We start from the raw sequence: 14,585 nt of genomic DNA, 5'->3' as shown, positions 1-14,585 counted from the left end.
CAGTGCGTGGGCCATCAAGATCATCAAGAAACCGACAGATCGGTGAGAAGAACCTGCCGACAAGCCAGTGAGAAACCAATGCAGGTCTCCAGGCCAACGCACCGAGCACCGACAACTCTGCTGAGGACCTACAGCTGGGCGCCGACGTGGCCAGGTTCCGGTGGCTTGGTCGCGAGATGCGGTCGCACCAGATGGTCGCGGCTCCTGCAGCGGATCGATACACCGCTCCGCGTACCAGCACAGGAACAACCGCAGGTCCGAGGTGGTGTGCGCTTCGACTCGCCCCTGTATATGCCGTCCTGCTCGCAAGCGGGACTCCAGCGCCAAAGCAGCGATGAGCTGGAGCAGGGGGCGTACGGTCCTTCGTCATGTCCACTGATCTGCGCTGCGCCGTGCTGGACGACTACCAGGGGGTGGCGCTCGGGCTGGCGGACTGGTCCCGGGTCCGGGTCACCAGCTTCCGCGAGCACTCCACGAGCACCGACGAGCTCGTGGCGGCCATCCGCGACTGCGAGGTCGTGGTCGCCATGCGGGAGCGCACGCCGTTCCCCGCCGAGGTGTTCGACCGGCTCCCCCACCTGCGGCTGCTCGTCACCACCGGCATGAGCAACGCCGCCATCGACCTGGAGGCGGCGCGGGCGCACGGCGTCACGGTGTGCGGCACGGGCGGCGGCTGGACCTCGACGGTCGAGCTGACGTGGGCGTTGATCCTCGGCCTGGCCCGCCACCTGGTGTCCGAGGCGACCGCGCTGCGCACCAGCGGTCCCTGGCGGCACACCCTCGGCACCGACCTGCACGGACGCACCCTCGGGCTGCTCGGCCTGGGCAGGATCGGGTCGCAGGTCGCGGCCGTCGGGCGGGCGTTCGGCATGGACGTGCTGGCCTGGAGCCAGAACCTGACGCGCGAGCGGGCCGAGGAGGGCGGCGCGCGGCGGGCCCCCGACCTGGACGCCCTGCTCGCCGGCTCCGACGTCGTCTCCGTTCACCTGGTGCTCGGCGACCGGACGCGCGGGCTCGTCGGCGCGCGGGAACTCGCGCTCATGAAGCCCACCGCCTACCTGGTCAACACCTCGCGGGCGGCGATCGTCGACCAGTCCGCCCTGGCGTCCGCACTGCGCGAGGGGCGGATCGCGGGGGCCGGGCTGGATGTGTTCGACGAGGAGCCGCTGCCCGCCGGACATGAGTTCCGTACGCTGCCGAACGTGCTGGCCACGCCGCACCTCGACTATGTCAGCGAGCTGAACTACGCGACGTTCTTCCGCGACGCCGTGGACGACATCGGCGCCTTCCTCGACGGCAGCCCGATCCGCGTGCTGACCTGACTCACTCGACCCTGGTCCTGGCCCGGAAGCCAGCGGTCTTGACGCGGTCACCACCGCGGCAGCCGACCCGTCCGAGATTCAAGCAGCGGCCCCTTGATTCGGCGCGCTCACGCGGCTGGTGCACCTGCTCGATGGTGAGTGGGAGTCTGCAGCCGGTGCAGACTCCTCCTTGAAGACCCATCAGAGCGGTCAGCGGATGAGGGCGCGGGTGAGGAGGTGCTGCAGGACGTCCTGCTCTTAGGGGGCCCGAGAACCAGCGCAGAGCTCCAGGCTCACACGCCGATCACCGACATCTGTGGTGAGGACCTACTGCCGGCTGTAGGTTCTCGTACAACACCGGCGCTTTCCCGCGGAGGCGCACCGCGCCGACGTCACCGCCAAGCTCGCTGAGCTACAGGAAAACCTCAAGAGTGAGCTCGCAGTAGCCGATTGGACCGGTCACACCTCGACCGGGTACTGATCCACACGACATCACGGAAAGAGTGGCGTCCGCGCTGCCGGAGGCCACTCTTTCCGCAACATAGTGCGATCTTGGGCGGGCGGGCCAGATACGCCGGGCGACGTCTCGGCCCGGCCGGGTCAGAGCTTGTCGATCGGGGCGTGCCGCAGCACCAGCCACATGGTCTGGTCACCGAAGTCGATCTGCGCGCGGGCACCGGGGCCGTGCCCCTCGACGGCGACGACCCGCCCCAACCCGTACCGCTGGTGGTTGACCCGGTCGCCCGCCGACACCTTCGGCCCCTGGGGCAGCTCGCTGGCCGTGGTCAGTCGGCTGCCGTCCACCCCGAGGCGCTTGGCCAACTGCGCCGCCTTCGGCGTGCCCCCGCTGAAGGTGCCCCGCACGCCGGGCGCGCGGTCCGCACGACCACCGACGCCGCCGCCCCCACCGGCCCATGAGGTGTACGACCCCTCGGTGCGCTCCCAGTGCACCAGCTCCGGCGGCAGCTCCTCCAGGAACCGCGACGGAGGGTTGTAGGCCGGCTGCCCCCAGGCCGAGCGGGTCACCGCCCGGGAGAGGTAGAGCCGCTGTCGGGCCCGGGTGATGCCGACGTACGCCAGCCGGCGCTCCTCCTCCAGCTCGCGGGTGTCGCCCAGCGAACGCAGGTGCGGGAAGACGCCGTCCTCCAGCCCGGTCAGGAAGACCACCGGGAACTCCAACCCCTTGGCGGTGTGCAGCGTCATCAGGGTGACCACGCCCTGATGGTCGGGGTCGTCGGAGGGGATCTGGTCGGCGTCGGCGACCAGTGCGACCTGCTCCAGGAAGCCCGCCAGGGTGGCCCGCTCGCCCTCGGCGCCGGTCGCCTCGATCCGCTCGGTGAACTCCCGGGCGACGCTGACCAGCTCCTGGAGGTTGTCCACCCGGCCGGCGTCCTGCGGGTCCAGGCTCTCCTCCAGCTCGCTGAGGTAGCCCGAGCGGGTCAGCAGCGCCTCCAGGACCTCCTCCGGAGTGCCGGTCTCGGCCAGCTCCCGGGCACCATCGAGCAGCGCCACGAAGTCGGCGATGCCGTTGGCCGCCCGGCTGGAGATGCCCGGCGCCTCGCGGGCCCGGCGCAGCGCCGCGCCGAAGGAGATCCGGTCGCGGCTGGAGAGCGCCTCGACGCACGCCTCCGCTCGGTCGCCGATCCCCCGGCGCGGGGTGTTCAGCACCCGCCGCAGGCTCACCGTGTCGTCGTCGTTGACCACCGAACGCAGGTACGCGAGCGCGTCGCGGACCTCCTTGCGCTCGTAGAAGCGCACCCCGCCGACCACCTTGTAGGGCAGGCCGACCCGGATGAACACCTCCTCGAAGACCCGGGACTGGGCGTTGGTGCGGTAGAAGACGGCGACGTCGCCGGGGCGGGTCTCGTCGGCGTCGACCAGCCGGTCGATCTCCCGGGCCACCCAGTCCGCCTCGGCGTGCTCGGTGTCGGCCACGTAGCCGACGATTTGCTCGCCGGCGCCAGCCTCGCTCCACAGCCGCTTCGGCTTGCGGGAGGTGTTCCGGTCGATCACCGCGTTGGCCGCGTTCAGGATGGTCTGGGTGGAGCGGTAGTTCTGCTCCAGCAGGATCGTCCGCGCGTCGGTGAAGTCCCGCTCGAACTCCAGGATGTTGCGGATCGTCGCGCCCCGGAACGCGTAGATCGACTGGTCGGCGTCACCGACCACGCACAGCTCGGCCGGCTCCAGCCCCTCGGTGCCGGAGACCAGCTCCTTGATCAGCGTGTACTGCGCGTGGTTGGTGTCCTGGTATTCGTCGACCAGGACGTGCCGGAACCGGCGACGGTAGCTCTCGGCCACGTGTGGATGAGACTGGAGCAGGTGCACCGTGGTCATGATCAGGTCGTCGAAGTCGAGCGCGTGCGCCTCGCGCAGCCGCCGCTGGTAGAGCGTGTACGCCTCGGCGAGCGCCCGCTCGTTGGGCCCCTTGGCCCGCTGCGCGAACTGCTCCGGGTCGACCAACTCGTTCTTCAGGTTGGAGACCTGGGCGGCCAGCCCGCGCGCCGGATAGCGCTTCGGGTCGAGGTCCAGCTCGCGGGTGACCAGCTGCATCAGCCGGCGTGAGTCGTCCGCGTCGTAGATCGAGAACGTGGACTTGAGCCCGGCGTGCTCGTGCTCGGCCCGCAGGATCCGGACACACGCGGAGTGGAACGTCGACACCCACATCAGCCGGGCCCGCGGGCCGACCAGCGCGGCCACCCGCTCCTTCATCTCGCCGGCGGCCTTGTTGGTGAAGGTGATGGCGATGATCTCGCCGGGGTGCACGTCCCGCGCGGCGAGCAGGTAGGCGATCCGGTGGGTGAGCACCCGGGTCTTGCCCGACCCGGCACCGGCGACGATCAACAGCGGAGAGCCGGCGTGGGTGACCGCGTCGCGCTGCGGCCCGTTCAGCCCGGCGAGCAACTGCTGCGGATCGAGGCGGACGGCGGCCGGCCGGGGCCGGTCCGGACGGGCCGGCGCGGACTCCGGCGCAGGCGAGGACGCGGGAATGTCGAAGAGAGGATGCATCGCGCGACAAGTCTATGCCGCCGGCCAGACACTTCCCGACCGCGCGGTGTCGTCGCCGGCGCGCCCGCCCCCCGACGGAGAACGATGACGGTGGAAGCAACGTGGTGGTCACACCAGGGCCCGCCCGCAGAACGTGCCGGAGCCGAGGAGGTGCCTGTTGACGCCGATTCCTTGCGCACAGGCGGGTGGCATGGGCATACTCGACGGCGTGTTCGCTCAGCGCTACTACTTTTACTACGGCACCGGGAGTCCGGCAGCCGTAGGTCGCGCCTGATCGATCAGACCTGCGAAAGCCCCGGGCTCCTGGAGCCCGGGGCTTTTTCGTCCCGGGATCCGGGCACCGGGCACGACAGTGCGAGAGGTACCCGATGATGACAGACGTGGCGGAGCAGAGCGGCGGGCCGGTCCGACCAGGGGCTGAGCAGCCCCCGGTCAATGGGAGCGAGCCCCCGGTGGGAATGGCGCCACCGGCCGAGGACGGCGGGCCGACCGAGGCACGGACCGGCACCGCGGAGCCGGCCGCCGCCGCACGGATCGTGCAGATCAGGGAACGCATCGACGAGATCGACGACGCGTTGATCTCGCTCTGGCACGAGCGGGCCACGCTATCTCAGGAGGTTGGGGCGACCCGGATGGCGTCCGGCGGGACGCGCCTGGTGCTCTCCCGGGAACGGGAGATCCTGGAGCGTTTCCGGGTCGCGCTCGGCGCCGACGGCACCCAACTGGCACTGCTGCTGCTCCGAGCGGGGCGCGGCCCACTGTGAGCCGCACGGGCCGGCCCCGGCTCGGGCGGCCGCCGCTCGACGGCCCACGCTGCGACCGGTCCGACGCCACCGCTCGGCTCCGAAGCAGGCAGCCGGGCGCCCCGGACAAACGAAACCGCCTGCCGTCGTCGTGGTGACGTCGGCAGGCGGTTCCGGGTGACTCAGGCGGCCTCGTGGCTCGCGACGATCTCGCGCTTCTCCGCGAAGTGGCAGGCGCTCGGGTGATCCGAGCTCCGCCGGATCTCCAGCAGCGGGACCTGCTCGGCGCAGACGTCCTGCGCCTTCCAGCAGCGGGTCCGGAACCGGCAGCCCGAGGGCGGGCTGATCGGCGACGGCACGTCACCGGTGAGCCGGATGATCGTCTTGTTGTTCCGCTGGGTCGGGTCCGGCACCGGCACCGCCGAGAGCAGCGCCTGGGTGTACGGGTGGGTCGGCCGCTCGTAGATCTCGTCCTCGGTGCCGATCTCAACGATCTTGCCGAGGTACATCACCGCGACGCGGTCCGAGAGGTGGCGGACCACCGACAGGTCGTGGGCGATGAAGACGTACGAGAGCCCGAACTCGCCCTGCAACTGCTCCAGCAGGTTCATCACCTGGGCCTGGATGGACACGTCCAGCGCCGACACCGGCTCGTCGCAGACGATCACCTCGGGCCGCAGCGCGAGCGCCCGGGCGATGCCGATGCGCTGGCGCTGACCGCCGGAGAACTGGTGCGGGTACCGGTTGATGTGCTCCGGGTTGAGCCCGACCAGGTCGAGCAGTTCCCTGACCTTCGCCCGACGGCTGCCCTTCGGCGCCACCTCCGGGTGGATCTCGAACGGCTCACCGAGCAGGTCACCGACGGTCATCCGCGGGTTGAGCGAGGTGTACGGGTCCTGCATCACCAGCTGGATCTGCCGACGGAGGCGCCGCAGCGCACCGCCGGAGAGCTTGGAGATGTCCTGGCCCTTGTAGACCACGCTGCCGGCGGTCGGCCGCTCCAGGTTCATCAGAACCCGGGCGAGGGTCGACTTGCCGCAGCCGGACTCACCGACCACACCCAGCGTCTCACCGGCACGGAGGCCGAACGAGACCCCGTCGACCGCCTTGACCTGACCGACGGTCTTCTTGAACACCACGCCCTGGGTGACGGGGTAGTGCTTGACCAGGTCACGGACCTCGATGATGTTCTCAGACACGGTTCACCAGCTCCTCGGCGAAGTGGCAGGCGCTGGCCCGTGCGGTGCCCACCTGCAGCAGCGGCGGGAGCTTCTCCCGGCACACCGGCTGAGCCATGGGACAGCGCGGGTTGAACGGGCAGCCCGGCGGGATGTTCATCAGGTTCGGCGGGAGGCCCTTGATCGTCCGGAGCTGCTGCCCCTTCTCGTCCATACGCGGAATCGAGTCGATCAGACCCAACGTGTACGGGTGCGCCGGCTTGGCGTACAGGTCGTACACGTCGGCTTCCTCGACGATCCGGCCCGCGTACATGACCGCGATCCGGTCCGCGACGTCGGCGACCACGCCGAGGTCGTGGGTGATCAGGATCATGCCCATCTGCCGCTCACGCTGAAGCTCGGCGAGCAGGTCCATGATCTGGGCCTGCACGGTCACGTCGAGCGCGGTGGTCGGCTCGTCCGCGATCAGCACCTCAGGGTCGAGCGCCAGCGACATCGCGATCATGGCGCGCTGCCGCATACCGCCGGAGAACTGGTGCGGATAGTTGCTGAACCGGTCCTTGGCGTTCGGGATCTTGACCTGGTCAAGCATCTCGATGGCGCGCTTCTTGGACTCCGCGCGACCCATGCCCCGCCGGACCCGGAACTGCTCGGCGATCTGGAACCCGACGGTGAAGACCGGGTTCAGCGCGGAGAGCGCGTCCTGGAAGATCATCGCGATGCCCTCACCGCGGATGCGGCGGCGCTCCTCGTTGGACATGCGGAGCATGTCCTTGCCGTGGAAGCGGACCTGCCCACCGGTGACGAAGCCGGGCGGGGTGTCGAGGATGCCCATGATGGTCTGCGCCGTGACGCTCTTACCGGAGCCGGACTCGCCGAGCACGGCGAGGGTCTCCCCCGCGTCGACGTGGTACGTGACCCCGTTGATGACCTTGGCGACGCCGTCCCGGGTACGGAACTCCACCCGCAGGTCTTCGACCTCGAGCAGCCGGCCGGAGGGACGTCCGGAGCCGCCGGTTCCCGGCGCGGACTGCTCAGACACGAGAATGTCGGACAACTGGATCTCCCCTAGCGGAGTTTCGGATCGAGGGCCTCGCGGACCGCCTCACCGAGCATCACGAAGCTCAGCACGGCGGTGACGAGGAACGCGGCGGGGAAGAACACCAGCCCCGGCGCGACCCGGATGAACTGCTGCCCGTCGCTGATCATGATGCCCCAGGACACCACCGGCGACTTCAGGCCGACGCCCAGGAACGACAGGGTGGCCTCGGCGCCGATGAACGAGCCGACCATGATCGTGCCGTAGACCAGCAGCGGGGCCAGGCAGTTCGGCAGCAGGTGCTTGAGGATGATCCGGCCGGTGCCGGCACCCAACGCGCGTGCCGCGACGATGTAGTCGGCCTCCTTGGTGGCCAGCACCGAGGAACGCATCAGCCGCATCACGACCGGCCAGCTCAGCACCATCAGGGAGGCGATCACCAGGCCCATGATCTGGGCCTTGCTGTTGCCGGAGTTCGAGCCGTTGAACGTGGTCAGGATGACGATCGCGCCGAGCACGAAGGGCAGGCCGAAGAAGACATCGGCGATCCGGCTGAGCAGAGCGTCCACCCAGCCACCGCGGTAGCCGGCGATGATGCCCATGGCACCACCGACCAGCAGGGTGCCGAGCACGGAGAGCACGGCGACCACGATGGAGGCACGCGCGCCGTAGATGACCCGGGCGTAGACGTCCCGACCCTGCACGTCGTAACCGAACCAGCCATCAGCGGACGGCTTGTTGAGGCTCCGGGACAGCGTGCCGTTGACCGCGTCGCCCGGGGCGAACAGCGCCGGGAAGGCCGCCATCAGCAGGAAGATCACGATCAGCGTGGCCGAGATCCAGAACAGCGGCTTGCGCCGCAGGTCCCGCCAGGCGTCACCGAGCAGGCCGCGCGGCTTCTCGTTGCTCTGCGGCAGGCCAGCGGTGGTGGGGGCGCCGGCGTCGGTCGGCTGCGCGGGAGGGGTGCTGACGATCGATGCGGTACTCGGGTCACTCATAGCGGATCCTCGGGTCCAGGGCGGCGTAGAGCAGGTCAACCAGCAGGTTCATCACGAGATAGACCAGCACGAGGACGACCACGATCCCTACCACGGTAGCGCTTTCCTTGGTGACGATCGCGCGGAAGACCTGGCGGCCGATTCCGTTGATACCGAAGATGCCCTCGGTGACGATCGCGCCGCCCATCAGGGCACCGAGGTCGGTGCCGAGCAGGGTGACCACCGGGATGAGCGAGTTGCGCAGCAGGTGCACGCCCACCACCCGGCGCATCGGGAGGCCCTTGGCGATGGCGGTACGCACGTAGTCGGCGCGGCGGTTCTCCGCGATGCTCGTTCGTGCCACCCGGGCGATGTACGCCACTGACGCGCTACCGAGCACGAAGCCCGGCACGATCAGCTCGGAGAGCCGCATCTCGGAGGAGACGGTCGGCTTGATGATGCCCCACTGCACGCCGAGCAGCCACTGAAGGACGAAGCCGACGACGAAGACCGGCAGCGCGATCAGGAACAGCGTGGAGACCAGGACCAGGTTGTCCAGGAACCCGTTGCGCCGCAGACCGGTCAGCACGCCGGCGCCGAGGCCGATCACGGCCTCGATGCTGAGCGCCACCAGGGCCAGCTTCAGCGTGTTCGGGTACGACGTCAGGATGATGTCACTGATCTCGCGCTGCGAGAACGTCTGACCGAAGTCGCCCTGGAGCAGGTTCTTCATGTAGTTCGCGTACTGCACGAAGACGTTCTGGTCCAGGTGGTACTTCTCGGTCATGAAGGCGATGTACTGGTCCGGGCAGCGGCGGTCACCGCACTTGCCGGCGAACGGATCGCCCGGAACGGCCCAGACGAGGGCGTAGATCATGAACGTCGTACCGATGAAGACCGGCACGAGTTGGAGCAGCCGTCTCAACAGATAACGGCCCATGGGGTGGTCCTCCAGACAGGGGGCGCGTCGGACGGCCGACACGGTGGTGACAACGTGGCGAGTGGATGTTGTAACACTCACTCGCGGAACGGCCCCGGGTCGGGCTCACCGGATGTGGCGAGCCCGACCCGGGGTCAGACCGTTCGGATCAGAGCTCGACCGAGGTGATGTCGAGTTCGCCGACGTTGTTCAGCTCGAGCTTCTTGACCTTCTCCGAGTGGCCGGACTGCTGGCCGTAGAAGTAGACCGGGATGCTCGGCACGTCCTGGTCGACCAGCTCGACGGCCTTGGAGAACTGCTCGTGCGAGGCCTCCAGGCTCGGTGCGGCACCGGCGGCCTTGGCCAGGGTGTCGACCTGCGGGTTGCTGTAGAGGCCGTCGTTCGAGGAGCCACCAGTCACGTAGAGCGGGTTGATCCAGTTCTCCACGTCCGGGTAGTCCTGCTGCCAGGCGGCGCGGTACGGGCCGGTCATCTTGTGCGCGTTGACCTGCTGGCGGAAGACCGCGAACGTCGGCATGCCCTCTGCGCGAGCCTCGATGCCGAGGTTGGTCTTGACCTGCTGCGCAACAGCGTCCATCCAGTCCTTGTGGCTGGAGTCCGTGTTGTAGTAGAAGACCATCTCGCCCGTGAAGCCACCGGCCTCGGCCAGGAGCCGCTTGGCCTCGGCGGCGTCGAACTTGCAGGCGGTGCAGTTACCCGGCTTGGCACCCGGGGTCAGCGGGTTCGCCCAGCTGTCGGCCGGCTTGCGGGTACCGAAGAAGATCTTGTCCGTGACCTCCTGGCGGTTGATCGACAGCGACACGGCACGACGCAGCTTCGGGTTCTGGAAGCGCTTGTCGTAGATCGGGAACGCGATCAGGCCGGTCGTCGGCGTGGTGGTCGACAGGCCCCGCTCGCCGAGGTCGGTCTTCCACTTGTCACCGGCGAGCGCCGAGGTGGGGATCGACTCCAGGAAGTCCAGGTTGTTGGCCAGCAGGTCGTTGTAGGCCGCCGTCTCGTCCTGGTACAGCTTGACGTCGACGTCCTTGACCTTCATGGTGTCGCGCAGGTTGTAGTCGTCGAAGCGCGTCAGCTTGATGAGGACGTTGTCGTCCCACGACACGAACTTCACCGGGCCGTTGCCGATCGGCTTCTTGCCGAACTCCTCGGGCTTCTGGGTGAAGAACACGTCCGGCAGCGGCATGAAGGCGCTGTAGCCGAGCTTGGTCGGGAAGACCGCGGTCGGGGCCGCCAGGGTGACCTCGAAGGTCTGGTCGTCGACGACCTTCAGGCCGGACAGCTTCTCGGCCGTCGGCGCCGGAGCCTTCTTCGGGCCCTCGCCGTCCGGGTCCGACGTGTAGGTCTTGTCGAAGCCCGCGATGTCCGAGAAGAAGGAGCCGTTCTGCGCACCGTTCGGCGAGTAGGCGGCCCAGTTCCAGGCGTCGACGAAGTTCTTCGCCTTCACCTCGGTACCGTCGTGGAACTTGGTACCCTTCTTGATCTTGATCGTGAAGACCTTGGAGTCCGTGGTGTTGATGGACTCCGCCAGCGCGTTGCGCGGGGCCCCACCGTCGTTCGGGTACTCGACCAGGCCGGTCCACATCCAGTCGATGATCTTGCCACCGCCGGTCTCCGTCGTGTTCGACGGGACCAGCGGGTTCTCCGGCTGGACGCCGTGGATAACGATCGAGCCGTCCTTGCTGGCGGCGGCGTCGCCGTCACCGTCACCGCTCGAGCAACCGCTCGCGACAAGCGCGGCAGCCGCGCTGAGCGCGATCGCGCTCGTCGCCCGCTTCGAGACTCTCATTCCGAGGGGCCTCCTCTTTCTAAACCTGGTTCCGTCGTGGGTTTCACGCACGTCTGGGGGTGACACCGCCCGACCACCCCGGGGCGCGGGTCGCCGGGTTCACAGGGAAGCTGGAGACACCCCTGATGTTCCGATCCGCCGGGCTCCCCCACCGACGAGGTACGACCCGACGCAGGCGACACAGCCACGAACCGGCCGCGAAATAGCGGAGGTCGTGGTCGTGGGCCGTACGGAGTGCCGCACACCGAGGGTGAGGTGCTGCCACTGTGACACTCACTTGCCGCTTCCGTGAAGGTGCCGTTATCAAGCCGTTAGTTGCCCGCCACGTTGCCGATACCTGAAAAATGATCAGAAACCGGTTGGGTCGGGCAGCTCTGAGCAGGAAATACGTGGCCCAGCCGGACACCGCCGCCGCGCGCGGGGTCGGGATCTATGAGCTTTCCCGCGTCCGCTCCGGTGCTGTCCGACGGCCGGCCCGCGCCGGCCGTCTTTGCCCATCCGGACGATGCCGCCTTCGGCTGCACAGGCAAGATTGCCGGCTGGGTGGACGAGGGCGCCGACGTCGCTTTTCTGATCATCACCCGGGCGACGCCGGCGGATTCGACGACACAGACCGGGCCGAGATGCACCGGCTGCGCGTGGCGGAACCCGGGTCACACGAGGCGGCGGTCCGCCGCCCATCGCGAGAGTTCGTAGCGGTTGGACATCTGGAGCTTGCGCAGCACGTTCGACACGTGCGTCTCCACCGTCTTGATGGAGATGAACAGCTCCTTCGCGATCTCCTTGTACGCGTACCCCCGAGCGAGCAGCCGGAGCACCTCCCGCTCCCGGTTGGTGAGCTGGTCCAACTCCGGGTCGGCCACCGGGGCGTCCGGCCGGGCCGCGAAGGCGTCCAGGACGAACCCGGCCAGCCGAGGGCTGAACACCGCGTCACCGTCAGCGACCCGACGGATCGCCGCGGCCAGCTCGTCCGGCGAGATGGTCTTGGTGACGTAACCACGGGCGCCGGCCCGGATCAGCCCGATCACGTCCTCCGCCGCGTCGGAGACGCTCAGCGCCAGGAACTTGACCTGCGGATGGCTGCGCCGCATCGCCTCCAGCACCGCGCGCCCGCCGCCGTCGGGCATGTGCACGTCGAGCAGCACCACGTCCGGTCCGGTCGCGGCGATCCGGGTGACCGCCTCGGCCACCGTGCTCGCCTCGCCCACCACCTCGACGTGGGCGCCCAGCTCCGCGCGCACCCCGGCCCGGAACATCGCATGGTCGTCCACCAGGAACACCCGCAGCCGCTCGGGGCGGGCGTCCGCCGGGTCGAGGTGCTCCATCGACTGCTCGGCCATGGTCATCTGTTCCTCTCCGCTGCGGACGAGTCCCGGGAGATCGGCAGGATCAACCGGACCTCTGTCCCCTCCCCCGGGCCGGACCGGATTTCGGCCCGTCCGCCGTGCCGCTTCATCCGCCCGATGATCGAGCCGCGTACGCCGTGCCGGTGGTCCTCCACGGTATCCGGGTCGAAGCCCGCTCCCCGGTCCCGGACGAAGACGCTGACCTGATCGGGCTCCACCTCGGCGTACAGGGACACGGTCTGCACCCCCGCGTGTCGGGCCGCGTTCACCAGCGCCTCCCGCGCGGCGGCGACCAGCGCGCCGACCCGCTCGTCGTTCTCCCGGTCGCCGACCACCACCGCCTCCACCGTGATCGCGAAGGTGTCCTCGACCTCGGCCGCGGCCTGCTCGAGCGCGGCCGCGAGCCGCTCGTTCGGCGACGCGGTGGGCTTGTAGAGCCAGTTGCGCAGCGAACGTTCCTGCCCCCGGGCCAGCCGCTGCACCGTCTTGACGTCACCGGCGTTGCGCTGGATCAGGGCCAACGTGTGCAGCACCTGGTCGTGCACCATCGCGGCCAGCTCGGCCCGCTCCTGCTCGCGGATGCGCCCCTCGCGCTCCGAGCGGAGCTGGCTGTACGTCCGCCAGAGCACCGGCGCGGCGACCACACCGACCCCGGCCAGCCCGACCAGCGCGAAGATCACGCCGTTGATCACCGCGTCGAAGTTCTGCGCCGGCGAGTAGACCGCCGCGACGCCGATGATGCCGACCGCAACCAGCACCCCGCCGCCGATGAACCGGAGCACGAAGGCCCGCCGGTCGCTCTCCTCGACCACCGCGCCGAGCCAGGGCACCGGCATCGTGTCGCCCCACCGCCGCCGCCGCTCGGGCGCGGACTGGTGCCAGATGACGCCGGCGCCGACCGCGATGATGGCCACCAGCCAGCCGGCGGTGCCCGCCGCGCCGACCGAGTCGAAGACCATCACCTGGATCAGCAGAACCCCGAGCCCGATCCCCACGAACGGCAGGAGCTGGGCCACGTCGCGCCGGCGCGGCACCGCGGTGTCACCGGGCCGTAGCGGCACCACCGCCCAGAAGGCCGCGTAGAGCAGCAGGCCGAGCCCGCTCAGGCCGAGCAGCACCATGAACGCGACCCGCACCCGCAGCACCGAAATGCCGAGGTGGTCGGCGATGCCGGCGGCGACGCCGGCGGCCATCCGGTGCTCGGGGGCGCGGTAGAGGCGCGGGGGCGGTGTCACGATGCTGATCGGAGGCTCCCTGGTCACGGTGGCGGGTCGGGCGAGGTCGGTGGATCCGATCGTCACACGCTGCGGCGTACCGCGACCACGGGGACGCCCCCGACATTCCGGCCGCCCGGATCTCAGGGTGGGGTCAGGGTCGGGTCCTGAGGTCGCTCGGGCCCACCTGGCAGCAGGATCGAGGCATGACCGAGGAAGCTGCCCCGCCGCCCCGACCCGGGTCGGCACAGCCGGGCGGTTCATCACCGCCCTCACCAGCCGCGACACCCGCCGGCTGGGCCGAGCCCACCCAGTTCGGCCCGCCCACCGGCGCCACCACCGGCTTCGACGCGGGTCCGGCCGCCGACCCCACACCGGGCGCTCCGGACAGCGGCTACGGGCCCGGCGGCGCGGGCTACGGGCCCGGCGCCGGCTACGGCGCCGGGTACGCGGCCGGCACCGGCTACGGGGCGGGCGGGGCCGGGGGTACGCCACCCGGGCCGGGTGGTCCCGGGCCGTCGGCGCCGCCGCTGGGCGGGGCCGGCTTCACCTCGCGGTACGGGCTGGTCCGGCCGCGTGAGGGGCGCTACCTGGCCGGGGTCTGCGCGGCCATCGGACGAGCCACCAACACCGATCCGGTGCTCTGGCGGGTGCTGCTCGCGGTGCTCGGGTTCTTCGGCGGCATCGGCATCCTGGTGTACGTCGCCGCCTGGCTGATCATCCCCAACGAGGGCGACACCGCGTCCCCCGTGGAGTCCATGCTCGGACGCGGCCGGTCCAGCATGTCGCCGGTGACCGTGATCATCCTGGGCATCCTGGTCGCGGCCAGCTTCGGCTACATCGTCACCGACGCCTTCCGCGCGGTGCTGCTCGGGGCGGCCATCCTGATCGGCGGTGCGCTACTGCTCAACCGGGACAGCCGAGGGCCACAGCCCGGTGTCCCCGGTGGGGCGGCGCCCTCCGGGCCGATGGGTACGCCGCCCGGGCCCGTCCCGCCGGTCGCCTGGCCGGCGCCGGCCTCCGGCGCCGTGCCGCCCACCGGCCCGCTGGCGACC

Annotated in this window: 12 protein-coding genes; 4 read left to right on the top strand and 8 right to left on the bottom strand. The window is 69.8% G+C overall.

The features are described 5' to 3' along the window. Window positions 1–368: 368 nt before the first annotated feature. Window positions 369–1,322, top strand: a complete 954-nt coding sequence (locus ACWD6N_RS21775) for a D-2-hydroxyacid dehydrogenase family protein (RefSeq protein ID WP_354964701.1) — start codon at window positions 369–371, stop codon at window positions 1,320–1,322. A gap of 579 nt (window positions 1,323–1,901) precedes the next feature. Here the strand turns inward: ACWD6N_RS21775 and pcrA are convergent. Then, the gene (pcrA, locus tag ACWD6N_RS21770; protein WP_354964702.1) at window positions 1,902–4,307 is read right to left on the bottom strand and encodes a DNA helicase PcrA; all 2,406 of its coding nucleotides are present in this window, start codon (window positions 4,305–4,307) and stop codon (window positions 1,902–1,904) included. A 458-nt stretch (window positions 4,308–4,765) separates the two neighbouring features. Between pcrA and ACWD6N_RS21765 the strand changes: the two genes are divergently transcribed. Next, a complete protein-coding gene (locus tag ACWD6N_RS21765) occupies window positions 4,766–5,071 on the top strand; it encodes a chorismate mutase (RefSeq protein ID WP_354964878.1) in 306 nt (101 codons plus the stop codon). A gap of 161 nt (window positions 5,072–5,232) precedes the next feature. Here ACWD6N_RS21765 and ACWD6N_RS21760 read toward each other — a convergent pair whose 3' ends face one another. From ACWD6N_RS21760 to ACWD6N_RS21740, 5 genes are all read right to left on the bottom strand, one after another. Next, complete coding sequence (locus tag ACWD6N_RS21760) at window positions 5,233–6,249, bottom strand: ABC transporter ATP-binding protein (RefSeq protein ID WP_354964703.1); 1,017 nt, start codon at window positions 6,247–6,249, stop codon at window positions 5,233–5,235. Then, complete coding sequence (locus tag ACWD6N_RS21755; protein ID WP_354964879.1) at window positions 6,242–7,270, bottom strand: ABC transporter ATP-binding protein; 1,029 nt, start codon at window positions 7,268–7,270, stop codon at window positions 6,242–6,244. The genes ACWD6N_RS21760 and ACWD6N_RS21755 overlap by 8 nt, the downstream gene beginning before the upstream one ends. Window positions 7,271–7,296: 26 nt before the next feature. Then, window positions 7,297–8,265: an ABC transporter permease gene (locus ACWD6N_RS21750; protein ID WP_354964704.1), complete on the bottom strand. Its 969-nt coding sequence runs from the start codon at window positions 8,263–8,265 to the stop codon at window positions 7,297–7,299. After that, window positions 8,258–9,184 carry an ABC transporter permease gene (locus ACWD6N_RS21745; protein ID WP_354964705.1) on the bottom strand — a complete coding sequence of 309 codons (927 nt, stop codon included), beginning with the start codon at window positions 9,182–9,184 and terminating at the stop codon, window positions 8,258–8,260. Before ACWD6N_RS21745 ends, ACWD6N_RS21750 begins: the two co-directional genes overlap by 8 nt. A gap of 148 nt (window positions 9,185–9,332) precedes the next feature. Next, window positions 9,333–10,970 (bottom strand): peptide ABC transporter substrate-binding protein, encoded by a 1,638-nt coding sequence (locus tag ACWD6N_RS21740; RefSeq protein ID WP_354964706.1) that lies wholly within the window; start codon window positions 10,968–10,970, stop codon window positions 9,333–9,335. A 432-nt stretch (window positions 10,971–11,402) separates the two neighbouring features. Between ACWD6N_RS21740 and ACWD6N_RS21735 the strand changes: the two genes are divergently transcribed. Beyond that, on the top strand, window positions 11,403–11,666 hold the full coding sequence (locus ACWD6N_RS21735; protein ID WP_354964707.1) for a PIG-L family deacetylase: 264 nt from the start codon (window positions 11,403–11,405) through the stop codon (window positions 11,664–11,666). Here ACWD6N_RS21735 and ACWD6N_RS21730 read toward each other — a convergent pair. Both ACWD6N_RS21730 and ACWD6N_RS21725 read right to left on the bottom strand, forming a co-directional pair. Further along, window positions 11,624–12,310, bottom strand: coding sequence for a response regulator (locus tag ACWD6N_RS21730; RefSeq protein ID WP_172899192.1), 687 nt, complete (start codon window positions 12,308–12,310; stop codon window positions 11,624–11,626). The genes ACWD6N_RS21735 and ACWD6N_RS21730 overlap by 43 nt on opposite strands. 2 nt (window positions 12,311–12,312) lie before the next feature. Then, a complete protein-coding gene (locus ACWD6N_RS21725; RefSeq protein ID WP_354964880.1) occupies window positions 12,313–13,578 on the bottom strand; it encodes a PspC domain-containing protein in 1,266 nt (421 codons plus the stop codon). 158 nt (window positions 13,579–13,736) lie between these two features. Here ACWD6N_RS21725 and ACWD6N_RS21720 point away from each other — a divergent pair. Next, on the top strand, window positions 13,737–14,585 hold an 849-nt coding region (locus ACWD6N_RS21720; RefSeq protein ID WP_450005141.1), incomplete at its 3' end, for a PspC domain-containing protein.

This window comes from Micromonospora sp. NPDC005163 (assembly GCF_053599835.1).
The sequence above is the reverse complement of the archived record's forward strand: the minus strand, read 5'-3'. Positions and strand labels throughout refer to the sequence as shown.

Excerpts from the sequence above, each read along its gene's own strand:
- ACWD6N_RS21745 (WP_354964705.1), bottom strand. The coding sequence starts at position 9,184 with ATGGGCCGTTATCTGTTGAGACGGCTGCTCCAACTCGTGCCGGTCTTC.
- ACWD6N_RS21750 (WP_354964704.1), bottom strand. The coding sequence starts at position 8,265 with ATGAGTGACCCGAGTACCGCATCGATCGTCAGCACCCCTCCCGCGCAG.
- pcrA (WP_354964702.1), bottom strand. The coding sequence starts at position 4,307 with ATGCATCCTCTCTTCGACATTCCCGCGTCCTCGCCTGCGCCGGAGTCC.
- ACWD6N_RS21735 (WP_354964707.1), top strand. The coding sequence starts at position 11,403 with ATGAGCTTTCCCGCGTCCGCTCCGGTGCTGTCCGACGGCCGGCCCGCG.
- ACWD6N_RS21740 (WP_354964706.1), bottom strand. The coding sequence starts at position 10,970 with ATGAGAGTCTCGAAGCGGGCGACGAGCGCGATCGCGCTCAGCGCGGCT.
- ACWD6N_RS21765 (WP_354964878.1), top strand. The coding sequence starts at position 4,766 with ATGGCGCCACCGGCCGAGGACGGCGGGCCGACCGAGGCACGGACCGGC.
- ACWD6N_RS21730 (WP_172899192.1), bottom strand. The coding sequence starts at position 12,310 with ATGGCCGAGCAGTCGATGGAGCACCTCGACCCGGCGGACGCCCGCCCC.
- ACWD6N_RS21775 (WP_354964701.1), top strand. The coding sequence starts at position 369 with ATGTCCACTGATCTGCGCTGCGCCGTGCTGGACGACTACCAGGGGGTG.